We start from the raw sequence: 22,919 nt of genomic DNA, 5'->3' as shown, positions 1-22,919 counted from the left end.
TTGTTGGGAGACTTTCCGGTCTCGCCGCCGAGTGACGCTCCGTCAGCCGTTACCGTCATTCAAGCTCGGATGAAGGCGTGGAGCGATGACCGCATTGTCCCCGGCGTTACCCCTGTGGGAGGACACCCCTGTCACCCACCGGTTCGGGGTGGCCATGGCGATGCACGCGAACCCGTATTCGGGTGAACTCGTCCGCGCCATCCGCCGCGCCGCACGCCGTCACGGCTGCGAGATCACCCTCGCCGACACCGGCGACAGCGTCGCCGAAGAAGCCGCGGTCATCCGCGCGCTGCGGGCGGACCGCGTCGACGGTGTCCTGCTCGTCCCGGCGGCCGGCGACGAAGCGGTGATCAACGGGCTGGTCCGGATGGGCGTGCCGACCGTGCTCGTCGACCGGATGGCCGGACGCAACGACGTCGACCAGGTCGGTTCCGAGAACATCCAGGCCGTGTGCGCGCTCGTGCGGCATCTGGCGGCGCTGCGGCACCGCAAGATCGGCTTCATCTCCGGCGAAGAGGACGTGACCACCTACGAGGAGCGAGCGCTGGGCTACCGGCTCGGCCTCGGCCGCTCCGGGCTCCGGTGGACGTCGCAGCTGGTCGCGTGCGGGCGGTCGACCCCTGGCGGGGCGGCCGCCGCGACCGCGAAACTGCTCGACAGCTGGCCGTCGCCGACCGCGCTCGTGGTGGCGAGCGAGGCGATGATGATCGGCGTCCAGTACGAGGCGCACCGGCTCGGCATCCGGATCGGGCGCGACCTCGCGATCGTCGGCTACGGCGACATGGAGTGGGCCGGGCAGGTGACCCCGGCGGTCACCACGATGGCGCAGCCGATCGAGGAGATCGGGCGCAAGGCCGTCGAACTCCTGCTGGCCCGGATCACCGACCCGGAGCGACGGCCCGAATCCGTACGGCTCGCGCCGCGGTTCATCCACCGGCAGTCGTGCGGCTGCTGAATCACAAGTCGCTGGTGAGAAGCCCGCCGCCGGGTGATGATGGCGGCATGACCGACCTGTGGACCGTGCACACCGCCGACCTCGAAGCAGGCGTGCTGACGTCGGCACGCGCTCTGCTGGACGACGCTTTCGACGGCGATTTCAGCGACCACGACTGGGAAAACGCCCTCGGCGGCATGCACACGCTCGTCTGGGAGGCCGGCGAGCTGATCGGGCACGCGTCGTTGGTCCAGCGGCGGCTCGTGCACGACGGACGGGTCCTCCGCACGGGTTATATCGAGGCGGTCGCCGTCCGGTCGGATCACCGGCGGCGCGGGCACGGCGCCGCGATGATGGACGCGCTGGAGCGGGTCCTGCGGAAGGCGTACGACCTCGGGGCGCTTTCGGCGTCCGACGAGGCGCTGGAGTTCTACGCGTCGCGGGGCTGGCTGCTGTGGCGCGGGACTTCGTCGGCCATGACGCCTACGGGCATCGAGGCGACGAAGGAGGAGGACGGGTCGATCCACGTGCTGCCGGTGGGGGTCACGCTGGATCTGGACGGGGAGATCACCTGCGACTGGCGGGCGGGCGACGTCTGGTAACCCGCATTTAGAGGACTAAATGCGGTGTTCGGTCGGTCCATCGCCGCCGCGTTTAGTCCTCTGAATGCGGCGGGTCGATCGCCTCGTAGCCGTTGGCGGCCGTATCGCCTTCACGACCGCCAAGGCCGCGCCGATCGCGGTCTCCGCCGCCGCCGACGTTGCGAAAGCCACTTTCGCAACGTTGAAGGTTGCGAAAGTGGCTTTCGCAACCCGCCACCTCCGCCGCCCCACCGCATTTAGAGGACTAAACGCGGTGTTCCAGGGTGGCCGCGGCTTCGAGCAGCATCCACGCGCTCACCTGGACGGACAAGTCGCGTTCGGGCGCGTCGGCGGCGAGGGGTAGCGAAGGCGCCGGAGTCGCCCAGTCGGCGCTGAAGAGCGGCCCGTGCGGCGTCTCGGTGGCACCCGACCAGCACGCGTCAGCCGACCGGATGACCAGATCGCGCGCCACGCCGCTCGGCAGCAGCGGCGCCGCGAGCGCCAGGTATCGGGCCAGGATCCCGCCGAACAGGCCGCCGTCGCCGCCTTCCTGCCCTCGGATCACGCCGTTCGGCGCGACGTGTTCCGCGACCGCGTGGATCGTGTGCTCCACTCTGTCCATTTCGGACAGTTCGAGGCAGGCGCCGAGGTAAACACCTTGGCAGTACGTGAAAATATGCTTCACCAGTTCGCCACTGCCGACGCGTAGGCCATCCCACACCAGCCCGGATTCCGGGTCGACGAGCCGTTCGGTCATCCAATCGGTCAAGCCGCGAGCGTGCTGCGTCGAGCCTTCGCGAGCGTGGAAGATCGCCGCCGGGCCGTTCGCGGGCGCGTTCTTGAAGTCGTCGCCGACGCGCCACCAGATCCCGCCGCCCGCGTCGTCGGTCCAGCCTTCGCGCAGCCGCGAACTGATCGCCTCCAGCCCACCGCGGACGTCCAGCCCGAGATGCCCCACGCGTTGCAGCGCGAGGCCGAGCCAGGCGATGTCGTCGTAGTAGTCGTTGATCCACTTGCCGAAGTTGCGCAGCCGCACGGACACCACGAACCGGTCGATCAGCTTCAGCCGATCCGGCGACGGCTCCCGCAACTGGGCGTCGACGAGCGTCTCCAGCAGATGCGCCTGCCACCAGTAGTTCCAGTGCCAGTGGACGCGCTGCCCCGTCGAGGGCGGCCAGCCGCTGCGGCCCAGCACGGTCCCCGGCAGCCCCCACACGCGGCGCAGATGCCGGTCGCGGATCGCGCGCTCGGCGGTCGCGGCCCGGTCGGCGAGAGCAGTCATCGGGCCATCATCCCTTGCTCGCCGACATACCGCTCAGTATGTTGGGATGATTCCCGGACCCGCGAGGTGCTTCATGACCACGGCGCACGTGACCTGCCCGCTTTGCGAAGCCACCTGCGGTCTGGAGGTGACGATCGACGAGAAGAGCCTGGTGACCCGGGTTCGAGGCGACAGCGAGGACGTCTTTTCGAAGGGTTACATCTGTCCGAAGGGTGCTTCGCTCGGGGCGCTGCATCACGACCCGGACAGGCTGACCGCGCCCTTGGTCAAACGGGACGGCGAGTTCGTCGAGGTCACCTGGGGCGAGGCGTTCGCCGAGATCGACCGGCGGCTGCGGCCGATCATCGACGAGCACGGCCGGAACGCCGTCGCGGTCTACGCCGGCAACCCGACGGTGCACAACGCGGCACTGGTGCTCTACGGCCGCGTGTTCTTCAAAGCCTTGGGCACCAGGAACTTCTACACCGCGACCACGGTCGACCAGATGCCGAAGCACTTCTCCTCCGGCTACCTGTTCGGCGACCCGCAGACCATCCCCGTCGCCGACCTCGACCGCACCGGGCACCTGCTGATCCTGGGCGCGAACCCGTTGGTGTCCAACGGAAGCCTGATGACCGCCCCGGACACGCGCGGCAAGCTGCGCGGCATCCAGAAACGCGGCGGCAAGATCGTCGTCCTCGATCCGCGTCGGACCCGGACCGCGCAGCTCGCCGACGAGCACCACGCGATCCGGCCCGGCACCGACGCGTTGTTCCTGTTCGCGCTGGTCAACGTCTTGTTCGCGGAGAACCGGGTCACGCCGGGCGAGCACGTCGACGGTGTCGACGAGGTCCGCGCGCTCGCGGAGCCGTTCACGCCGGAAGCGGTCGCGCCCGCGACCGGGATCGACGCCGCCGAGATCCGCCGTATCGCGTTCGAACTCGCGAACGCCGAACGCGCCGCGGTGTACGGCCGGATGGGCACCACGACGCAGGCGTACGGCACCATCGCGAGCTGGCTGGTCGACGTCCTCAACACGCTGACCGGCAACCTCGATCGCGAAGGTGGCGTGATGTTCCCGCTGCCCGCCCTGTGGCGGCCGCGCCGGTCCTCGCCGTTCACCAGCGGCCGCTGGACGAGCCGGGTGCGCGGGTATCCCGAGGTACTCGGCGAACTGCCGGTGGCCACGCTCGCGGACGAGATCGAGACGCCGGGCGAAGGCCAGGTGCGGGCGCTCGTGACCATCAGCGGCAACCCGGCGCTGAGCACGCCGAACTCCGCGCGGCTCTCGGAAGCGTTGCGGCAGCTGGACTTCATGGTCTCGCTCGACGTGTATCTCAACGAGACCACACGGCACGCCGACGTCATCCTGCCCGGGCCGTCGCCGCTGGAGCGGCCGCATTACGACGTCGCGCTGTACGCGCTCGCCGTACGCAATGTCGCGAACTGGACGCCGCAGACGCTCGAGACGGACATGCCGCAGGAGTGGGTGACCCTGTTGCGGCTGGCCGGGATCGCCGCCGACCAGGGCCCGGACGTCGACGTCGCCGCCTTCGACACGATGGTCGCGGGCGAAACGGCGCGGCGCACCGGCGTCGATCTCTCGCTGGCCGATGGTCGTACGGGACCGGCACGGATGATCGATCTGATGCTGCGCGGCGGACCGTACGGACTGAGCCTGGCCGACCTCGAAGCCGCCCCGCACGGCATCGACCTCGGCGCGCTTAAGCCGCGGCTGCCCGAGGCGCTCGCCACCGCGAGCGGAAAGGTCGAATTGGCCCCGGAGGCGATCACGAAGGACGTGCCGCGGCTGCGCGCGGAGCTGGACAAGGCGCCCGACGGCGGGTTGCTGCTGATCGGGCGGCGGCATCTGAGCTCGAACAACTCGTGGATGCACAACCTGACGCCGCTGGTACGCGGCGGGAACCGGTGCACCGTGCAGGTGCATCCGGACGACGCTTCCCGGCTCGGGCTGACCGACGGCGGGCTCGCGTCGGTGACTTCGCGGGCGGGCAAGCTCGAAGCGCCGGTGGAGGTCACGGCCGACGTCCGGCCCGGCGTGGTGAGCATGCCGCACGGCTGGGGGCACGACCTCGACGGAACACGGACGAAGGTCGCCGCCGCGCACGCCGGGGTCAACTCGAACCTGGTCGCCGACGAGACCCTGCTCGACGTGCCGTCCGGGAACGCCGTCCTGAACGGGATCCCGGTGGAGGTGGCCCCCGTCTAGCCCGCGTTTCGTCCTCTGAATGCGGTCCTTGCGCGTGCAACTACCGCATTCAGAGGACGAAACGCGGGGGTCACCAGGCTTGGGCGAGATCGGCGTGCTGCCGGACCCAGGCGTGCATGACGATCCCGGCGGCGACGCCGGCGTTGATCGAGCGGGTCGTACCGAACTGCGCGATCGAAACGACCAATGACGCCGTCTTCTGCGCCTCGGCCGACAGCCCCGGCCCTTCCTGGCCAAACAGCAGGACACACTCGCGCGGCAGTTCGGCGGTCTCGACGGGCTGCGAACCGGGCGTGTTGTCGACCGCGACCACGGCGAGGCCTTCCGTCGCGGCGAAGGTCAGCAGGCCGTTGACGTCCTCGTGGTGGAGAAGGTGCTGATAGCGGTCGGTCACCATGGCGCCGCGCCGGTTCCAGCGCCGCCGCCCGACGATGTGCACCGCCGCCGCGGCGAACGCGTTCGCCGTCCGGACCACGGTGCCGATGTTGTGGTCGTGCTGGAAGTTCTCGATCGCCACGTGGAACGGATGCCGCCGCGAGTCCACATCGGACACGATGGCCTCGCGCCGCCAGTAGCGGTACGGGTCGACGACGTTGCGGCGATCACCGTTGGCCAGGAGTTCCGGGTCGTAACGCTCGTCCGCGGGCCACTCGCCCTCCCACGGACCGACGCCGACCTCTTCCCGCGCCACCCATTCGGTGGGCCCGGCCTCGTTCTCAGTCACTCGGAGATTGTCACCCAGTGGTCGCCATCGGAAGTCCTTCGGGGGTATTCGGCGGATCCAGGTTTCCGCTGGGTGCGCGGCCGCGAGGTCCTCGTACCGGGTCGTACTCGGGCCTCGCGGCCGTGCGCCCAGCGGGAAGCTGGGCCGTCGAGACCCTCGGAGGACTTCCGATGGTGACCACTAACCCATGCTGACGCGGTGCGCCGGTGCGTCTCCGTCGTGGTGGCGGTGACGCCAGCGCTGGTACGCGCCGACGTAGGACACGATCACCGTCGCCATCGCGATCACGACGACCACCGGCAGCGACGAACGCGGGAACACGGTGTCGTAGAGGTAGTAGGCGTTGAAGCCGCCGGGCAGGTCGCCGAGGCCCTGCTGGTGCCGGAAGTAGTTCTCGGCCGCCGTCAGCGGGCAGGGCCAGGGAAAGACGTTGACGAGGACACCCCATGCGGCGAAGAACACATGCCCGAAGATCACCTTCGGCCACCGCCACGCCAGGAAACCGCCGAATCCTATGAACAACAGCGCGAAAATATGCACCGCGACTGTCACGTTCGCCAGGAAACCCGCCACCTCAAGCCCCCTTTCACACCCCTACCAGCGACGTTACCCCTCTCCTCTTGAGAAACGCTCACGAAAAAAGGGGCATCCTCCGTTCGCACACGGAGGATGCCCCCTTCGGGACGCTTTACTCAGGACAGACCGAGATCGTCCTTGTTCAGAATGTAACGGTATTCGAGGCCTTCCTTCTCGATGGCCTCGCGCGCTCCGGTGTCCCGGTCGACGACCGTCGCGACGCCGACCACGTTCGCTCCGGCCTCGCGCAGCGCCTCGACGGCGGTGAGGACGCTGCCGCCGGTGGTCGAGGTGTCCTCGACGGCCAGCACGCGCTGTCCCAGCACCTCGACGCCTTCGATCCGGCGCTGCATGCCGTGTTCCTTGACGGCCTTGCGGACGACGAACGCGTCGAGCACGACGCCGTCGGTCGCCGCGGAGTGCAGCATCGCCAGCGCCACCGGGTCCGCGCCGAGGGTCAGGCCGCCGGCGGCGACGTAGTCCCAGTCGTGCGTGAGCTGCCGGAGCAGCTTCCCGATGAGCGGCGCGGCCGCGTGATGCAGCGTCGCCCGCCGGAGGTCGATGTAGTAGTCGGCTTCCTTGCCAGAGGACAAGGTCACCTTGCCGTGCACGACGGCGAGTTCGCCGACCAGTCTCGCCAGTTCGAGTTTCGCCGCTTGATCAACACCGGGGTACGCCACGGCCGAGAGTCTTACACACGGCCCGCCGGGTCCTGCGACGGTAGCTCTAGTCACTGCCGGCCGTCGCCGCGTCCACGGCCGGGCCGCGGGTGGCCGCCCAGGCCGGGACCAGGGTCGCCGCCAGTGCGAGCGCCGCGGCGAGCCCGATGACGGTCAGGTAGATCAGCGGCGAGCCCATCGGCAGCAGCGAATCGGCCGCGACCAGGCAGAACGGGACGATCGCGCCCGCCGAGACGACGGTGCCGAGCACGATCCCGACCAGTGCGACGAGCCCGCCTTCGAACCCGGCCATCCGCAGCACTTGAGCCCTCGTCGAGCCGGTGAGCCGCTGGAGACCGAACTCACGGCGCCGCCGCACGGTCGCCATCACGAGCGTGTTGGCGACCGAAATCACCGTGTAGGCGATGATCATCCCGACCAGCAGGTAGTTCACCCACGCGCCGACGGCCTGGTCCTTGTCGTGCGCCGCGACGAGCGCCGCCCGGTCACCGACGGACACCGGCAGTCCGGCCGTCGCCTCGCGAAGCCGCTCGGTGAGCACCGCCGGATCGACGTCCGGGGCGGCGCGGACCAGCATCTGCGGCGCGAGTCCCGCGGTGGTGTGCGGGGCCAGGAGGTCGGCCGGGAGCAGCAGGCTTTCGAAGCCGGGACGCTGGCTGGTGACCGCGACGACCTTGACGTCGACGGGCGCGCCGTCGCCGAGCCGAAGGCTGAGCGTGTCGCCGAGGCCGCGGCCGAAGTCCTTCGCGAAGACCTCGGGGAGCGCGACGGTCCGGCCGGTCAGTGCCGTCAGGTCGCCCTGGGTCACCTTGGTGTCGGTCGTGGCGGCCGCCCCGGAAGCGGTGAGGCCGATCGCCGGACGCCCCTCGTCGGAGGAGTCGTACGGCTTCTCGAGGAACACGCTGCTGGTGACGTACTCGGACGCACCGGCGACGCCGGGCACGGTCTGGATCCGCTGGACGAGGTCCGGGGACAGCCCGCCCGCGACGGAACCGATCACGGCGTCCGCCCGGACGTCTTCGGTGAAGGCCTGGTTCGCCAGCTCCTGCTGGGTGGTCTGCAGGTAGATGTTCGCGGTCGCGATGCCGACGGCGAGCATGATCGGGGTGACCGCGCCCGCCGCCCGGACGATGCCGGCGCGGGTGTTGAGCACGGCGAGCCGGGCGTCGATGCCGCCGAGCAGGCGCATCGGCCACTGCAGGATCGCCGTCATCACCTTGGCGACGCCGGGCGTGATCATCGCGACGCCGATCGCCCACAGGATCACCGCGGGGCCGGCGGTGCTGGCCGCGATCGGTCCGGTCATCACCGCGACGGTCACGATGGCCAGCGCGGTGCCGCCCCCGAAGCAAAGTGCGGCGACGATGACCCGCGTCGGGGTCAGCCAGCGGCGGGTGACCGCGGCCTCGGCGAGCGCCTCGGTCGGCCGGATCTTCCCGGCCCGGCGGCCGGCGACGAAGGCGGCGATGAACACCGCGAGCATCGCGGCGCCCGCACCGACGACGGCGGGCAGCCAGCCCTGGTAGAACCGCAGGACCGAGGGCACCACGCCGTTTTCGACCAGCTGCCCGAACAGCCATTCGCCCAGGACCGGGCCGAGGACCGCGGCGAGCGCGGTGGCGAGCAGACCGACGGCCAGCGCTTCGCCGAGGACCATGCGCCGCAGCTGACGCGGGGTCGTGCCGATCGCCCGCATCAGCGCGAGTTCCCGCGAACGCTGCTGGGTGGACAGGCTCAGCGTGCTGGCGACGACGAACATCGCGACCATCACCGAAAGCCCACCGGACACCGCGGCGATGACGATCAGGTTGGTCCCGCTCGTCTCGGCCTCGGGGAACTCCGCGACACCGCGGTCGATACCGGTCAGGACGTTCGCCCCGGACGCGGCCTCGGCGACCTTCGCCCGCACAGTTTCGACGTCGGCACCGGGATCGGTGAAGACGCCGATGACGTCGGCCTTGCCGGGGTGCCCGGAGAGCCGGGCGGCGTCGGCGGCGGAGAAGAACACGGCGGCCTGCGTGATCGAACGCGGCGCACCGGCCACTCCGGCGACGCGGAACGACTCGGTCTTGCCGCGCGCGGCGATCTGCACGACGTCACCGGGCTTCGCGCCCGACGAGGACTCGACGACGACCTCGCCCGCGACCGGCGCGGCACCCGCGACCAGCGCGTACGGGGTCAGGGCGGCGGAGTCCCAAGCGTGGCCGAGCGCGGGTTTCCCGCCCGCCGCGAGCGGGAAGCTCACTTCGCCGACGACGTCCGAGACGCCGGGGACGGACCGCAGCCGGGAGACCAGGCCGTCGTCGAGGCGGACGCGTTCGGGAAGCCGCGCGTCCTCGAACTTGCGTTTGTCGTCGGGTTCGAGGGAGGCCGGGTCCTCCTTGGGCAGCTCGAAGGTCTGGCCGCCGGTGACGAGGATCGGGGCGGCCGCGAGCCGCTGCGGTTCCGCGTTGCCACGGATCCCCGTCTCCATCAGGCCACCGCACGAGGCGACGATCAACGCGCCGAAGAAGACGGCGATGAAGGTGCCGATGAAGCCGCCCTTGCGCAGGCGCAAGGTCCGGAAGGCGAGTCGCAGCATCACGCACCCGCCCTGGCCGGGCTGCCCCAGGCACCCAGGTGGGTCATGCGTTCGGCGACGACGTCCGCGGTCGGCGCGTGCAGTTCGTCCGCGATCCGGCCGTCGGCCAGGAAGATGACCCGGTCCGCGTAGGAGGCCGCCATCGGGTCGTGGGTCACCATGATCACCGTCTGACCGGTGGTGCGGACCGAAGCGCGCAGCAGTTCGAGGACCTCGGCGGCGGTGCGGGTGTCGAGCGCCCCGGTCGGCTCGTCGGCGAAGACCACCGCGGGCCGGGTGACCAGTGCCCGCGCGATCGCCACGCGCTGTGCCTGCCCGCCGGACAGTTCACCGGGAAGGTGCTTGCGGCGGCCGGAAAGCCCGACGCGGGCCAGCATCTCCTCGACGACGCGACGATCCGGCTTGGCACCGGCGAGCTGCTGCGGGAGCGTGACGTTCTGCTCGACGGTCAGCGCCGGAAGCAGGTTGAAGGCCTGGAAGATGAAACCCACCCGGTCGCGTCGCAGCTTCGTCAGCTTCGTCTCGCTCATCCCGGCCAGCTCCTGCCCGTCGAGCACGACGGATCCCGACGTCGGCCGGTCCAGCCCGGCCGCGCAGTGCAGGAAGGTGCTCTTGCCCGAGCCCGAAGGCCCCATTACGGCGGTGAAGCCACCACGCGGGAACGCGAGCGTCACCCCGTCCAGCGCGACGACGCCCTTGCCGTATTCCTTGCGGACGCCGTCGAGCCGGACCGCGTCTCCGTTCCACCCAGGGTTCATGCTGAAAACCCTAGGAATCCCAGGTCGGAAGCACCCTGGGGCGAGCGTGCGTCTCCTTGGTAGGGCGGGCCCTACCTGACCGCCCCGGTCTTGGCGTCCACGTCGAGGTCGTGCTCGATCCCCTTGCCGTCACGCAAGCCGACCTGCCAGACGAGGGCACCGTCGGTGGCGCGGTCGATCTCCATCTCGTCGAGCTCACCCGGCTGCCGTTGCTGCGCGGTCTGCAGCGCCTTGACCGCGTCGACGTCCGCCTGTGCGATCTTCGCCAGGTCGTCGCTCGGCTTCGCCGTTTGCCGATCGCCGAGGACCTGCCCGCCGTCCCGGCTCACGCGGATCTCGTGTTCCTGCCCGCCGGACGCGACCTTGATCGCCCATCCGTCGTTCGCGGGCTCCACGTCGAACACCCGCCCGCCGGGCACGGCGGCCGCCGCGGCCTGGATCGCCTTCACCGGCTGGGCTTCCGGCCCCGGAGCCGCGGGCCCCGGCGGTGGCTCGGTGGAACAAGCGGCCAGCGTCAGCGCGACCGCGATGACGAGAAGTGATGACTTCATGATCCGCGCGTACCCGCCCGCCGCCAGCTCGAACCGTCGCCGGACCGGATGGCACTGTGGGGTGATGGTCTCGAACGGACAGGGCTGGCTCCAGATCGGCGAGCTGACGACGGCGTTCGCGCTTTCGGCGGCGATCGGGCTGGAGCGGCAGATCAGGGGCAAGAGCGCCGGGCTGCGGACCCAGACGATCGTGGGCACGGCGTCCGCGCTGATCCTTTTGGTCAGCAAGTACGGTTTCGGCGACATCCTCGCGACCGGGCAGGTGGTACTCGACCCGTCGCGGATCGCGGCGCAGATCGTCTCCGGTGTCGGCTTCCTCGGCGCCGGACTGATCATCACGAGGCAGGGCGCGATCCGGGGACTCACCACGGCCGCCGCGGTCTGGGAGACCGCGGCCATCGGGATGGCGGCGGGTGCCGGCTTGCTGCTGCTGGCGGTCGTCGTGACGGCCATGCATTTCGTGGTGGTACTCGGTTTCACCTGGCTGACCGAGCATCTTCCTGGCGGCACGGGTACGACCAGGCTGCGGGTGAGTTACGCGGACGGGCAGGGTGTCCTGCGCGATCTGCTGGCGCTCTGCACGAGCCACCGATGGTCGATCACGTCCTTGCGGATCACCGACGACCGCGACGGCGAGGTGACGGTCTCACTCGACCTCACCGGCCCGGATCACGCCGCGGCCCCGACCGTGCTCGCCGCGACCGAAGGTGTGCGGTCCATCGAAACCGCCGATGACGACTAGGTGCGGCCTTTGCCGCCGAAGCCGCCGCCGAGTTTGCGCAGCACCGCCCTCGGCAACAATCCGCCGACCGCGACGAGCGCCTTGTACTGCAGGCTCGGCACCGAAATCACCTTGCCGCGGCGCAGATCCGCGAGCGCCTCGTCGACGACCTGGTCGACACCGAGCCAGAAAGCCTTCGGTCCTGGCTTGTCCAGCCCCGCCCGCTCGTGGAACTCCGTGGTGGTGAACCCGGGGCACAGCGCCATCATGCGGATGTTCTTCGGCAGCGAGGCGGCGATGCCCTCGGTGAACGAGGTGACCCAGTTCTTGCTGGCGGTGTAGGTCGAGCCGCGGCCGCTGAAGAACCCTGCGACCGAGCTGACGTTGATGATCGCGCCCTCGCCGCGCTCGATCATGCCGGGCAGGGCGGCGCGGGTCAGCCGCAGGACGGCCGTGACGTTGACGTCGAGCTGACGCTGCAGCGCGTCCGGCGGGATGGCCCAGAAATCGCCGTTGAGGCCGAAACCCGCGTTGTTCACCAGCAGGTCCACCGGCTCGTCTTCCAGGCGGGCCTCGACCAGCGCCCGTCCGTCCACTTCGGACAGATCGGCGGGCAGAACGACGACGTCGACGCCGTGCGCCTCGATCAGTTCCGCCGCGAAACCCTCCAGCCGGTCGACGTCGCGGGCGACGAGCACGAGGTCGTACCCCTCGGCGGCGAGCCGGCGCGCGAACTGCGCACCGATGCCGGCGGTGGCACCGGTGATCAGGGCGGTCTGTGTCATGCCGCCGAACCTACTCCTCGGTCGGATTCCGGGAAGACGCTCGGCTGAGGCGAGCGTGGGGGTCACCCACCGTGGGGATTTGACGTGCAATGGCCGGAGTCGGGAAGTATCGTCCGCCCCCATGGGGAAGCACAGCAGGCGAAAGCCGAGCTACCTGCCCAAAGTCGCGGTCGGCGCGGCGCCGCTGGCGTTGTTGCTCGCCGGCCCGGCCACCGCGATCGCCACCCAGACCGACCCGTCGATCCCGCTGCCCCTCGACCACCAGCGCGAAGGCAGCCTCGACCGCGGGGCCGGCTTCACCACCGAAGGCGACACATCCGTCTTCCGCGGTTTCTTGACCAACACCGAACGGAACGTCTTCGGCAAGGACCTGGGCGACGCGAAGGTCGTCGCGGACGTCCGCCGCTCGATGAGCGAGACCGTCGAGACCCGCGAGAATGTCACGGCCCGCCCGGACAAGGTCGGCGCGCTCGGCGCGGCGAAGACGACCGAGACCCTCAAGCAAGGCCAGCGCGAAGCCGTGAAGGTCGACCGCTACGGCAGCGTCGTCGCCGGGAACGAGACCGAACTCGAACGGACTGGCGCCCGGCTGACCGAGGTCGCGCTCGACCCGCGCACGGGCGTCCCCACCTTCGTCTCCCAGGACGGCCGCGGTCTCCGCGCGGCCGAGGGGACCTACCACGCCGTCCGTCCGCTGCCCGGGGTCGGCGTGATCAACGAGACCGACCAGCGCGCCGGCGGCACTCTCGACCGCGCCTTCCGGCTCGATGGCGGATTCTCCGGCGACCTCGGTGGTGTTCTGGAGGCCGGGCGGTCGTCCGGGCACGCGGTCGACGTCGGCGAACTCGCGGCCGTCGGGACGACGTCGGCACAGCACGGCAACGGCCGGTTCAAGGGTGTACTCCCGCTCGACGTCGGCTCGGGCGCCGCCTTCGGCCAGGAACACGCGTTCGGCGGCACCGTCGGTCCGGCGACCGGGCTGGTGACCACCGGACAGGACGTGGATCTGGCGCAGCACGGCGGCGGATTCACCGGAGGCGGTTCGCACACGATCAGCGGCGACCTCGGCATCGGCGAGGTCGCGTCCGCGCACGGCACCACGACGTCGTCCGTGCGCGGGGTCCTGCCCACCACCGATCCGGTGGAGGCGGGGCATGGGACGCAGTCCGGGACGCTCGACCTGACGTTGCTCGGTCAGCCGGCGCACACCGGCTACGTCGCCGGGGCCCTCCCGCTGGAACTCAAACGCTCTTAAGCCTGGGGCTCGATGTCGTCAGCGGCCTCGGCCTGCCAGTGACGGCCCGGGGTCTGGGCGTTGTCGTACTCCTCGTCGAACGGGTCGACGATGTCGGCGATCTCGCCGAGGTCGCGCAGCAGCCGCTCGAGCCGCGACGGCCCGGCGTTCGGGGCGACACTCGCGAGCACCCACTCGTTCTCCAGCCACGCCACGCCGACGTCGCCGCCGAGCGAATCCGCCGCGTCGACGAGTTCCTGCGTGATCACCTTGCGGGCGCCCTCGGAGTCGTCCGCGAAGGCGTAGCGCTGACCGATCGGACCGAGCATCTCGGGCATGTCCTGGCGCTGGAACGGCACGCTGGACAGCCACATCTCCAGCGGCGTCTCGTGCACGCGGTTGCAGCGCACGGCGACCACGACCGCCGGGATCTGGCCCTCGGTCTCGATGTCGAAGATGAAGACGGGGCGCCGTCCGTCGGAGGTGAAGGTGGACCCGGCCACGACGTTGACCGCCAGCTGCGCGCCGAAGTAGCCGATCGCGCCGTTGGACCACTGCCGCGGCAGCCGCTCGTCCTCTTCGACGAACTGCCAGCCGCGCAGCTCGGCCCAGCGCATGCGCTCGCGATTGCGCGAGCCCTCCTTCGCCCGGTCGGCCGCGAGCAGCGCCAGCCCCGCCACCAAGGCGACGGCGGCGATGACGAACCAGATCCACGCCGGAATACCCACGACGGTCAGGGTATCCCCCTGCCCTCACCGGATGTGATCGCCGGGCGCCGTGTCGCGCGCCCCTTTCGGTGCGGCACCCGGGAAAGACCACGAAAGACGCAAGGAAAGGTCGACAAATCTCCCTGTCGCCAATGCCATGAAAGGTCCTTTCCTTGCGAAATTTGCAAGGAAAGGACCTTTCATGGCGCTCAGGCGAGGGAAGCCAGGTGCCTCGACCACCCCGGTGCGGCGATCACACGTGATCAGCCGGACGACACGTGTGATCAGCCGGACGACTCACGAGGCCTCAGTCCACCCGCGTGACCGTCAGGGCGTCCGACGCCTCCTGGGCCGGGATGTCCACCCGGACCGTGTCGCCGTCCCGGATCTCACCGGCCAGCAGCTGTTTCGCCAGCTTGTCGCCGATCGCCGACTGCACGAGCCGCCGCAGCGGCCGCGCGCCGTAGATCGGGTCGAAGCCGTTCAGCGCGAGCCACTCGCGTGCCCCGTCGGTGACCTCCAGCGTCAGGCGGCGCCGCGAAAGCCGCGTGGCGAGCCGCTCGATCTGGATGTCCACAATGGACGTCAGCTCGTCGGTGCCCAGCGCGTGGAAGACCACGATGTCGTCCAACCGGTTCAGGAACTCCGGTTTGAACTGCCGCTGCACCACCGACATCACCGCGTCGTTGCGCTGACGCTCGTCGAGCGCCGGGTCGGCGATGGCCTGCGAGCCGAGGTTCGACGTCAGCACCAGGATCGTGTTGCGGAAGTCGACCGTGCGGCCTTGGCCGTCGGTGAGCCGTCCGTCGTCGAGCACCTGCAGGAGCACGTCGAACACGTCGGGGTGCGCTTTCTCGACCTCGTCCAGTAGCACCACCGAATACGGCCGCCTGCGCACCGACTCGGTCAGCTGCCCGCCCTGGTCGTAGCCGACGTAACCCGGGGGCGCACCGACCAGGCGCGCCACCGAGTGCTTCTCGGCGTACTCGCTCATGTCGATCCGCAGCATCGCGCGCTCGTCGTCGAACAGGAACTCCGCCAGCGCCTTCGCCAGCTCGGTCTTGCCGACGCCGGTCGGGCCGAGGAACAGGAACGAACCGGTCGGCCGGTCGGGGTCGGCGACGCCGGCCCGGGTGCGGCGCACCGCGTCCGAGACGACCTGCACGGCTTCCTTCTGCCCGACGACCCGCTTGCCGAGCTCCTCCTCCATCCGGAGCAGCTTGCCCGTCTCGCCTTCCAGCAGCCGCCCGGCCGGGATGCCGGTCCACGCGCTGACCACGTCGGCGACGTCGTCCGCGCTGACCTCCTCCTTGAGCATGACGTTCTGCTGACTGACCTCGTTCGCCTCGGTCGCGGCCTGGAACTCCTTCTCCAGCGCGGGAATCCGGCCGTAGCGGAGTTCGGCGGCCTTGCCGAGGTCGCCGTCGCGTTCGGCGCGTTCGGACTCGCCGCGCAGCTGCTCCAGCTGCTCCTTGAGTTCGCGGACGCGTTCGATCGAGCCCTTCTCGTTCTGCCAGCGCGCGGTCAGCGCGGTCAGCGTTTCCCGCTTTTCGGCCAGTTCCGAGCGCAGCGCGGCGAGGCGCTCCTTGGACGCGGCATCGTCCTCTTTGGACAACGCCATCTCCTCGATCTCCATCCGCCGCACGGCGCGCTCGACCTCGTCGATCTCGACGGGTCGCGAGTCGATCTCCATGCGGAGCTTCGAAGCGGCCTCGTCGACCAGGTCGATCGCCTTGTCCGGCAGGAACCGGGCGGTGATGTAGCGGTCGGACAGCGTCGCGGCGGCGACCAGGGCGGCGTCGGTGATGCGCACACCGTGGTGCACCTCGTACCGCTCCTTGAGCCCGCGCAGGATGGCGATGGTGTCCTCGGGGGACGGTTCGCCGACCAGCACCTGCTGGAAACGCCGCTCCAGCGCGGCGTCCTTCTCGATGTGCTCGCGGTACTCGTCGAGTGTGGTCGCGCCGACCATGCGCAGCTCGCCGCGGGCGAGCATCGGCTTGATCATGTTGCCCGCGTCCATCGCGCCCTCACCGGTCGCGCCGGCGCCGACGATGGTGTGCAGCTCGTCGATGAAGGTGACGACCTCGCCCGCGGAGTCGGTGATCTCCTTGAGCACGGCCTTCAGCCGCTCTTCGAACTCGCCGCGGAACTTGGCGCCCGCGACCATCGAGCCGAGGTCCAGCGCCACCACGCGTTTGCCGCGCAGCGACTCCGGCACGTCACCGGCGACGATGCGCTGGGCGAGCCCTTCGACGATGGCCGTCTTGCCGACGCCGGGTTCGCCGATCAGCACCGGGTTGTTCTTGGTGCGGCGCGAGAGCACCTGCACGACGCGGCGGATCTCGGTGTCGCGGCCGATCACCGGGTCCAGCTCGCCGGCGCGGGCGCGCTCGGTCAGGTCGACGCCGTACTTCTCCAGCGCCTTGAACGTGCTTTCGGGATCCGCGCTGGTGATCCGCGCGGAGCCGCGCACCTTGGCGAACGCCTCGCGCAGCGCGTCCGGGGTGGCGCCGTGCCGTTTGAGCAGCTCGGCCACCGGCCCGCCTTCGGTGGCGAGGCCGACGAGGAGGTGCTCCGTCGAGACGTATTCGTCGCCGAGTTCGGTCGCGAGCTTCTGCGCGTGCGTCAGCGCCTTGACGGCGTTCGTGTCGAACTGCGGGCTCGACACGGTGGCGCCGGTCGCCGACGGCAACGCCGCGATCAGCGGCTCCAGCTCCTTGTGCACCTGCGCCGGATCGGCCCCGACCGCGGTCAGCAGCGGTGCGGTGAGCCCCTCACCCTGCGCCAGCAGGGCGCCGAGCAGGTGTGCGGCCGCCACGTGCGGGTTCCCCGCCATCGTGGCCGCCTGGGCCGCCGACGAGATCGCCTGCTGGGTCTTCGTGGTCGGGTTGAAAGCGTCCATCCCTCACCTCGTACTAGGTCTTGCAAAGCTCTGTCGACAGGTACAACGTCAGGAAAGTTGAGTCTGTTCCACTCAACTCCGAAAAGTTTCAGCCCCCGGTCGGGGAGACGGCCTCCGCGGGCAGCCGCGGACCCACCCGGCCGAGGCCGACGACGGCCGCGCAGGCGCACGCGGCCACGAGCACCCACGGGATCCAGACTGCCACGGAGAACAGCGCGACGACGGCCGGAGCGATCACCGCGGCGAGCGTGAACGCGTATTGGAAGGCCGCCAGATACCGGCCCCGCGCCTCCGGTGGCGCCGCCGCTTCGGCCAGCGCCCCGGAGCGCGGACCGAACGCGAGATCGCCCGCGGCCAGCACGAGGGTCGCGCCGAGCAGGTAAACCGGCTGGAACACCTTCGGCACGAACACCACCATCAGACAGGCGAGGCACCACACCGCGAACAACGCCGAACCGGCGCGCATCGCGGCGATCCGGGTCAGCTTCCTGGTCAGCCGCAGCCCGAGGACTCCACCCAGACTGGTGACGACGGTGAGCAGCGCGATGATCGCGCCGGGAAGCCATCGAGGCCCATGCAAGGCGTTGAAGACGTACACGGGCATCCCGATGAGGAAGAAGTCCATCGTGAGCGCGAAGAGGCCGCTGAACACGATGAGCGCCAGGTACGGACGGTTCCGCCAGACCCGCGCGGGCCCCGGGCGCCGCGGCAGATGCCGAGGGGCGGGCGTGACGAGCGTCGAGAGGATGGCCGCGGCGATGACGAAGGTCGCGACGTCCAGCATCACGGCGACGTAGAGGCCTTCGCGCCCGATCCACACCAGCAGCCCGGCCGCCGCGAGCCCGCCCATCCCGAAGCCCGCGGAGCGGACCATCGCGGCTTCGGCGAACGGCCGGTCCTTCGGTCCTTCGCCCGCGACGTCGGCGATGAGCGAGAACTGCGAGCTGTAGAACAGCTGCTGCCCGGCCGCGAGCATCACGGACGCGCCGACGACCCCGGCGAACCCGCGGGCCAGCAGGAAGGCACCCACCCCGGCGGCTTGCAGGACGTGGGCGCAGATCATCACCGTCCGCGGGCCGATCAGGTCGACGAGCCGTCCGGCGAACGCGGGGACGAGCAAGCCGGCCAGTGCACCGAGAGTGACGGCGCTCCCCGCCTGGGCGAGGGGCAGACCGACCACACGGATGACGAAGACCAGCCCGAGCGGGAGGAAAAGGCCCGAGCCGAAGTTGTCGATTCCCAAGGCGACCAGCAATGCGACCCGGTTACGCACTGATACGACGCTACCGGCGTCACAGCGCTACGAAAGGTCCGTTCAGTCAAGACCGGCGGGTAGTAACGACCTGGGTCAAACGTCGCAGGTCCGCACGGACAGGGCGGCGCGGACGTCGGCGTTCATCTCCGCCAGGCGCGTGGTCAGTTCGAGGACCTTTTCGTCGTCCCAGCCGCCCAGCGCGCGCTCCATGAACTCCAGATACCCGGCCCGCCTGCGCCCCAGTTCCGCGCGCCCGCGCTCGGAGATGCTGATGATCGACGCGCGGCCGTCTTCGGGCGCCGGACGGCGGTCGACCATGCCCGCCGCGGACAGCTGGGAAATTTGACGACTTACGACCGAAAGGTCCACGAAGCGTCGTTTGGCCAATTCGGAAGGCCGTGCCTCGCCGTGCTTCGCCAGATCCGACAGCAGCATCGCGGCCGCCGGGTGCAGCCCGGGGTCGTCCTGCCACGCCTGCATTATCCAGGCGTGCTGCAGCTGCGAGGCGGCCTTCAACTCACGCATCAGCTCGACCCTGGCGTCGTCCGCGGAGCTCATCGGTCCCTCCTGGCTACTTGTACAGTACAACTTTATTCGGCGACACTTGCGTAAGACAACTATTTACCTCGTGAGATCGCCCACTGCGGACCGGCTTCGAGTACACCCGTCCGGAGCAACGATGCGGGCAAAAGGTCTCTCGGCGGCTAGTCTCGCGAACGAGCCGGAACTCAGCCGACCGGCCGACAGCCACTGACCGGAGAGGTGAATGATCCGTGAATTCTTCTCCAGTGGACCCTCGTACGTGAAACCGGGGAACTGTCTTCCGGTATGCGCTTCCCGATCAGCGACTCCCAGCCCGTGACGGCCGACGCGGTCAGCCCGGTCCCGCGGTCTTCGGCTCCGCGCGAAGCACCGCCCGCCGTCACCGCGATGGTGCGGCTCATCCGGGACACCTGGGCGAAGTCGGAACCCTTCATCCCGGAGATCTCGCAGTTCTTCTACGGGATGCTGTTCACCCTCGCGCCCGCCACCCGCGACTTCTTCCCGATCAACATGGAGGTCCAGCGGGGCAGGCTGGTCCGCGCGCTGGTCCACATCGTGCAGATGGTCGACCGGCCGGACGATCTCGTCCCGTTCCTGACCCAGCTCGGCCGCGACCACCGCAAGTTCGGCGTCATCCCGCGGCACTACGAGGCCGTGGGCACCGCGCTGCTCGCCTCGCTCAAGAACCACCTCGGTCCGGACTGGACACCCGAGGTCGAACGAGCCTGGGCGGAGGCGTTCACCATCGTCGCCCGCGCGATGCAGGAGGCCGCCGCGGCCGACGTCAACCCGGCGTCGTGGTCGGCGACCGTCCTCGAACACCGGCGGCTCACCTGGGATCTCGCCCTGGTCCGCGTCCAGCCCGAATTCCCGGTGCCGTATCAGCCCGGCCAGTACATGAGCGTCGAAGTACCGCAGCGGCCGAGGCTCTGGCGCTACCTCTCGCCGGCGAACGCGCCGCGCGAGGACGGCGGCATCGAGTTCCACGTGCGCGCGGTCGACGGCGGCTGGGTGTCGCGCGCCATCGTGAGCCACACGCAGCCCGGTGACGTCTGGCGGCTCGGACCGCCACTCGGCAGGCTTTCGGTCGACCGGACCGACGGCCGCGGCGTCCTGATGATCGCGGGCGGCACCGGTATCGCGCCGCTGCGCGCCATCCTGGACGATCTGGCGCAGTGGGGCGAGAACCCGAAGGTGCAGTTGTTCTACGGCGGACCGTCGCGTGAGGACCTCTACGACCTCGACGAGTTGCGCGCCCTGGCGGCCACGAACCCGTGGCTCACCGTGACCCCGGTGGTCGAACACGGTGAAGAAGCCCCCGGCTGCGTGCAGGGCACGCTCGCGGAAGCCGTTACACAGCAAGGATCCTGGCCGGGGCACCGGATCCTCGTGGCCGGCTCACCCGCGATGATCCGGGCGACGGTGTCCCGGATGCTGGTCGCGGGCAGCGCGCTCGACCAGATCGCGTACGACCCCTTCACCATCGACTAGGCAATTCGATTCCACAATGGTGTTCGGCCGCGTTACGTGATCTCGTAAGCACGGAGAAAAACCCACCCGATCGGCCGATCACGCATTCCTTTACTTAGTGCCAGACGGGGTTGACGGCGCGTATATCGTTTGCTCCGTTCGAGCGGGAAACAAACATTCGTGGATCCTTTCGCGACTTTCGGGCATACAGTCGAGAACCCTCGGGGGAACACGCGCACGATGACATCGGGTCTGGAGAATATGCCCGATCCAACTGGAGAAAATCGTTCACCCATGACTGCCGAAACAGTGAAGTACGAGCATCCGCCCAGTTCGTCCAGATCTTCACCGATTCCCGTCCCGCCCTTGATCGAGACGCCGACGGCGGACAAGTCCGTCCAGCTGGCCAAGCTCATCAGGGAGAGTTTCGCCGCCGTCGAAACGAAGTCCGAGGAGCTGTCCCAATACTTCTACGGGGCGCTCTTCTCCGTTTCGCCCGACGCCAGGGCGCTCTTCCCGATCAACATGGCCACGCAGCGAAATCGTTTGCTGCGCGCTCTCGTCTACGTCGTGCAGATGGTGGACCGGCCCGACGAACTGGCCACGTTCCTCGGCCAGCTCGGCCGGGACCACCGGAAGTTCGACGTCCTCGGCCGCCATTACGACGCCGTCGGCGTCGCGTTGATCGCCGCGTTGAAAAGGTTCTTGAAGGACGACTGGACTCCCGAGGTGGAGGACGCCTGGGTCACCGCGTACGGCGTCATTTCGAAGACCATGCGCGAGGCCGCGGGCAAGGAGGTCGGACCGGCGTGGTGGAAGGCGACCGTCATCGAACACCGCGTCGTGTCCCGTGACGTCGCCATCGTCAAGGTGCGCACCGATCAGCCGCTGCCGTACCGGGCCGGCGGCTACGTGAGCGTCGAGGTCCCGCAACGGCCGCGGATGTGGCGGTACTTCTCGCCGGCCACCGCGCCACACGACGACGGGACGATGGAGTTCCACGTGCACGCCGTGCGCGGCGGCTGGGTCTCGCGCGCGATCGTCCACCACACCCGGTTCGGCGACGTCTGGCGTCTCGGCCCGTCGCTCGGCGCGCTTTCGGTGAGTCACACGGAAAGCCGTCCGCTGCTGATGATCGGCGGCGGTACCGGCGTCGCGCCGCTGCTCGCCCTGCTCGACGACATGTCGCGCTGGAAGAACAACCCGCCGGTGCACCTGTTCTTCGGCGGGCGCCGTCCGGAAGACCTCTACGCCCTCGACGAACTCCGCGGGCTCACCGTCACCTGCCCTTGGCTGACGGTGACACCGGTGACGGAGGAAGGCGCCGTCACCGGCGGCGACCGCGGCACGCTGGCGACGGCGGTCACGCAGCGCGGGGCTTGGAAGGAGCGTGACGTGTACGTCGCCGGGTCGCCGTCGATGATCCGGGCGACCATCGCGAAGCTGCTCGCCGCGGGCACGGACCTGGGCCGGATCAAGTACGACCCCTTCACCCTGGACTGAGGTGATACTTCGTTCGTATTAGGCCGATCGGCTGTTCCACCTGGGCTCGACGCAGCAGTAGGTCAGTGAATCATTGACCACGGTCACCGGCGGATTTATGGTCTAGACCACATTGCTCCCCCTCACGGGAACACCGTCGTTCCATCCCCAGGAGCCGGCATGACCGTCAAACGCAAGCTCGTGGCAGCCGCCGCCGGTGCGATCCTCGCCCCGATCGCCATCGTGGCCATCCCGCAGGTGGCCAGCGCCCACGGCTATGTGCTGTCCCCGCCCAGCCGCCAGGCGAACTGCGCCCAAGGCAAGGTTTCCGGCTGCGGCGCCATCGTCTACGAACCGCAGAGCGTCGAAGGCCCCAAGGGGCTCCGCAGCTGCAACGGCGGCCTTCCCGGATTCGCCGAACTCAACGACGAGTCGAAGCCGTGGCCCGCCGCGTCGGTCGGCAACAGCGTGACCTTCAACTGGAAGTTCACCGCCTACCACCGGACCACGAACTACGAGTACTACATCGGTGGCACCAAGATCGCCGACATCAGCGGGAACAACTCCGCGCCGAAGGACCCGACGTCGCACACGGTGAGCCTGGCCGGCTTCAGCGGCCGCCAGAAGGTGCTCGCCATCTGGAACATCGCGGACACGCCGATGGCCTTCTACAGCTGCATCGACCTGCAGATCGGCGGCGGCACCCCGCCCACCAGCACCAGCAACCCGCCGACCACCAGCAACCCGCCCACGACGTCGAACCCGCCGACCAGCACCGGCAACCCGCCCACCGGCGGCACCTGGGCGGCCGGGACGTCCTACGCGGTCGGCAACACGGTGACCTACGGCGGCGCGACCTACCGCTGCCAGCTGGCGCATACCGCGATCCAAGGCTGGGAACCGCCGAACACCCCCGCCTTGTGGACCCGGCAGTAAGGGGG

At 69.6% G+C, this 22,919-nt stretch carries 20 protein-coding genes; 8 read left to right on the top strand and 12 right to left on the bottom strand.

All coding sequences use genetic code 11. The annotated features are described in order from the left end of the window. Positions 1-85 precede the first annotated feature (85 nt). Both DMC64_RS07615 and DMC64_RS07610 read left to right on the top strand, forming a co-directional pair. Positions 86-955 (top strand): LacI family DNA-binding transcriptional regulator, encoded by an 870-nt coding sequence (locus DMC64_RS07615; RefSeq protein ID WP_037334535.1) that lies wholly within the window; start codon positions 86-88, stop codon positions 953-955. Between the two features lie 47 nt (positions 956-1,002). Beyond that, complete coding sequence (locus DMC64_RS07610) at positions 1,003-1,536, top strand: GNAT family N-acetyltransferase (protein WP_125733021.1); 534 nt, start codon at positions 1,003-1,005, stop codon at positions 1,534-1,536. A gap of 244 nt (positions 1,537-1,780) precedes the next feature. On the opposite strand, the gene DMC64_RS07605 is transcribed toward DMC64_RS07610, so the two are convergent. After that, a complete protein-coding gene (locus tag DMC64_RS07605; protein ID WP_125733020.1) occupies positions 1,781-2,797 on the bottom strand; it encodes a glycoside hydrolase family 76 protein in 1,017 nt (338 codons plus the stop codon). Between the two features lie 73 nt (positions 2,798-2,870). Here DMC64_RS07605 and DMC64_RS07600 point away from each other — a divergent pair, with 73 nt between their 5' ends. Beyond that, positions 2,871-5,006, top strand: a complete 2,136-nt coding sequence (locus DMC64_RS07600) for a molybdopterin oxidoreductase family protein (RefSeq protein WP_125733019.1) — start codon at positions 2,871-2,873, stop codon at positions 5,004-5,006. Between the two features lie 70 nt (positions 5,007-5,076). Here DMC64_RS07600 and DMC64_RS07595 read toward each other — a convergent pair whose 3' ends face one another. The 6 genes from DMC64_RS07595 to DMC64_RS07570 form a co-directional block, all read right to left on the bottom strand. Further along, positions 5,077-5,730 carry a TrmH family RNA methyltransferase gene (locus DMC64_RS07595; RefSeq protein WP_125733018.1) on the bottom strand — a complete coding sequence of 218 codons (654 nt, stop codon included), beginning with the start codon at positions 5,728-5,730 and terminating at the stop codon, positions 5,077-5,079. Between the two features lie 180 nt (positions 5,731-5,910). Beyond that, positions 5,911-6,303, bottom strand: a complete 393-nt coding sequence (locus tag DMC64_RS07590) for a DUF2784 domain-containing protein (RefSeq protein ID WP_125733017.1) — start codon at positions 6,301-6,303, stop codon at positions 5,911-5,913. 119 nt (positions 6,304-6,422) lie between these two features. After that, entirely contained in the window at positions 6,423-6,986 is a 564-nt protein-coding gene (gene pyrE / locus DMC64_RS07585) for an orotate phosphoribosyltransferase (RefSeq protein ID WP_016338130.1), read from the bottom strand. Positions 6,987-7,032: 46 nt separating this feature from the next. Beyond that, positions 7,033-9,567 carry an FtsX-like permease family protein gene (locus DMC64_RS07580; RefSeq protein ID WP_125733016.1) on the bottom strand — a complete coding sequence of 845 codons (2,535 nt, stop codon included), beginning with the start codon at positions 9,565-9,567 and terminating at the stop codon, positions 7,033-7,035. Next, the gene (locus DMC64_RS07575) at positions 9,567-10,325 is read right to left on the bottom strand and encodes an ABC transporter ATP-binding protein (RefSeq protein WP_125733015.1); all 759 of its coding nucleotides are present in this window, start codon (positions 10,323-10,325) and stop codon (positions 9,567-9,569) included. The genes DMC64_RS07580 and DMC64_RS07575 overlap by 1 nt, the downstream gene beginning before the upstream one ends. A 71-nt stretch (positions 10,326-10,396) precedes the next feature. Further along, positions 10,397-10,876 (bottom strand): PepSY domain-containing protein, encoded by a 480-nt coding sequence (locus DMC64_RS07570; protein ID WP_037334520.1) that lies wholly within the window; start codon positions 10,874-10,876, stop codon positions 10,397-10,399. Positions 10,877-10,937: 61 nt separating this feature from the next. Between DMC64_RS07570 and DMC64_RS07565 the strand changes: the two genes are divergently transcribed. Continuing rightward, positions 10,938-11,618, top strand: coding sequence for an MgtC/SapB family protein (locus DMC64_RS07565; protein ID WP_125733650.1), 681 nt, complete (start codon positions 10,938-10,940; stop codon positions 11,616-11,618). On the opposite strand, the gene DMC64_RS07560 is transcribed toward DMC64_RS07565, so the two are convergent. Then, positions 11,615-12,382, bottom strand: coding sequence for an SDR family oxidoreductase (locus DMC64_RS07560; RefSeq protein WP_125733014.1), 768 nt, complete (start codon positions 12,380-12,382; stop codon positions 11,615-11,617). The genes DMC64_RS07565 and DMC64_RS07560 overlap by 4 nt on opposite strands. A 121-nt stretch (positions 12,383-12,503) precedes the next feature. Between DMC64_RS07560 and DMC64_RS07555 the strand changes: the two genes are divergently transcribed. Continuing rightward, a complete protein-coding gene (locus DMC64_RS07555; RefSeq protein ID WP_125733013.1) occupies positions 12,504-13,637 on the top strand; it encodes a hypothetical protein in 1,134 nt (377 codons plus the stop codon). On the opposite strand, the gene DMC64_RS07550 is transcribed toward DMC64_RS07555, so the two are convergent. From DMC64_RS07550 to DMC64_RS07535, 4 genes are all read right to left on the bottom strand, one after another. Next, positions 13,634-14,344 carry a hypothetical protein gene (locus tag DMC64_RS07550; protein ID WP_125733012.1) on the bottom strand — a complete coding sequence of 237 codons (711 nt, stop codon included), beginning with the start codon at positions 14,342-14,344 and terminating at the stop codon, positions 13,634-13,636. The two genes, DMC64_RS07555 and DMC64_RS07550, sit on opposite strands and share 4 nt — an antisense overlap. A 286-nt stretch (positions 14,345-14,630) precedes the next feature. Next, positions 14,631-17,228, bottom strand: coding sequence for an ATP-dependent chaperone ClpB (clpB, locus tag DMC64_RS07545; protein ID WP_037334507.1), 2,598 nt, complete (start codon positions 17,226-17,228; stop codon positions 14,631-14,633). Positions 17,229-17,316: 88 nt separating this feature from the next. Further along, complete coding sequence (locus tag DMC64_RS07540) at positions 17,317-18,501, bottom strand: MFS transporter (RefSeq protein ID WP_125733011.1); 1,185 nt, start codon at positions 18,499-18,501, stop codon at positions 17,317-17,319. Positions 18,502-18,576: 75 nt separating this feature from the next. Next, the gene (locus DMC64_RS07535; RefSeq protein ID WP_037334501.1) at positions 18,577-19,041 is read right to left on the bottom strand and encodes a MarR family winged helix-turn-helix transcriptional regulator; all 465 of its coding nucleotides are present in this window, start codon (positions 19,039-19,041) and stop codon (positions 18,577-18,579) included. A 270-nt stretch (positions 19,042-19,311) separates the two neighbouring features. Between DMC64_RS07535 and DMC64_RS07530 the strand changes: the two genes are divergently transcribed. The 3 genes from DMC64_RS07530 to DMC64_RS07520 all read left to right on the top strand — a co-directional run bounded on the left by DMC64_RS07530 (position 19,312) and on the right by DMC64_RS07520 (position 22,914). Beyond that, entirely contained in the window at positions 19,312-20,517 is a 1,206-nt protein-coding gene (locus tag DMC64_RS07530; protein ID WP_172843548.1) for a globin domain-containing protein, read from the top strand. Between the two features lie 273 nt (positions 20,518-20,790). Beyond that, positions 20,791-21,999, top strand: coding sequence for a globin domain-containing protein (locus DMC64_RS07525; RefSeq protein ID WP_370323670.1), 1,209 nt, complete (start codon positions 20,791-20,793; stop codon positions 21,997-21,999). A gap of 159 nt (positions 22,000-22,158) precedes the next feature. After that, a complete protein-coding gene (locus tag DMC64_RS07520; protein WP_125733010.1) occupies positions 22,159-22,914 on the top strand; it encodes a lytic polysaccharide monooxygenase in 756 nt (251 codons plus the stop codon). Positions 22,915-22,919: the final 5 nt, after the last annotated feature.

This window comes from Amycolatopsis sp. WAC 04197 (assembly GCF_003947475.1).
Lineage (GTDB): Bacteria > Actinomycetota > Actinomycetes > Mycobacteriales > Pseudonocardiaceae > Amycolatopsis > Amycolatopsis japonica.
The sequence above is the reverse complement of the archived record's forward strand: the minus strand, read 5'-3'. Positions and strand labels throughout refer to the sequence as shown.

Coding starts and splice junctions, on each gene's coding strand:
- DMC64_RS07600 (WP_125733019.1), top strand. CDS start 2,871: ATGACCACGGCGCACGTGACCTGCCCGCTTTGCGAAGCCACCTGCGGT.
- DMC64_RS07570 (WP_037334520.1), bottom strand. CDS start 10,876: ATGAAGTCATCACTTCTCGTCATCGCGGTCGCGCTGACGCTGGCCGCT.
- DMC64_RS07525 (WP_370323670.1), top strand. CDS start 20,791: ATGACTGCCGAAACAGTGAAGTACGAGCATCCGCCCAGTTCGTCCAGA.
- DMC64_RS07560 (WP_125733014.1), bottom strand. CDS start 12,382: ATGACACAGACCGCCCTGATCACCGGTGCCACCGCCGGCATCGGTGCG.
- DMC64_RS07610 (WP_125733021.1), top strand. CDS start 1,003: ATGACCGACCTGTGGACCGTGCACACCGCCGACCTCGAAGCAGGCGTG.
- clpB (WP_037334507.1), bottom strand. CDS start 17,228: ATGGACGCTTTCAACCCGACCACGAAGACCCAGCAGGCGATCTCGTCG.
- DMC64_RS07575 (WP_125733015.1), bottom strand. CDS start 10,325: ATGAACCCTGGGTGGAACGGAGACGCGGTCCGGCTCGACGGCGTCCGC.
- DMC64_RS07615 (WP_037334535.1), top strand. CDS start 86: ATGACCGCATTGTCCCCGGCGTTACCCCTGTGGGAGGACACCCCTGTC.
- DMC64_RS07520 (WP_125733010.1), top strand. CDS start 22,159: ATGACCGTCAAACGCAAGCTCGTGGCAGCCGCCGCCGGTGCGATCCTC.
- DMC64_RS07535 (WP_037334501.1), bottom strand. CDS start 19,041: ATGAGCTCCGCGGACGACGCCAGGGTCGAGCTGATGCGTGAGTTGAAG.
- DMC64_RS07530 (WP_172843548.1), top strand. CDS start 19,312: ATGCGCTTCCCGATCAGCGACTCCCAGCCCGTGACGGCCGACGCGGTC.
- DMC64_RS07580 (WP_125733016.1), bottom strand. CDS start 9,567: ATGCTGCGACTCGCCTTCCGGACCTTGCGCCTGCGCAAGGGCGGCTTC.
- DMC64_RS07555 (WP_125733013.1), top strand. CDS start 12,504: ATGGGGAAGCACAGCAGGCGAAAGCCGAGCTACCTGCCCAAAGTCGCG.
- DMC64_RS07605 (WP_125733020.1), bottom strand. CDS start 2,797: ATGACTGCTCTCGCCGACCGGGCCGCGACCGCCGAGCGCGCGATCCGC.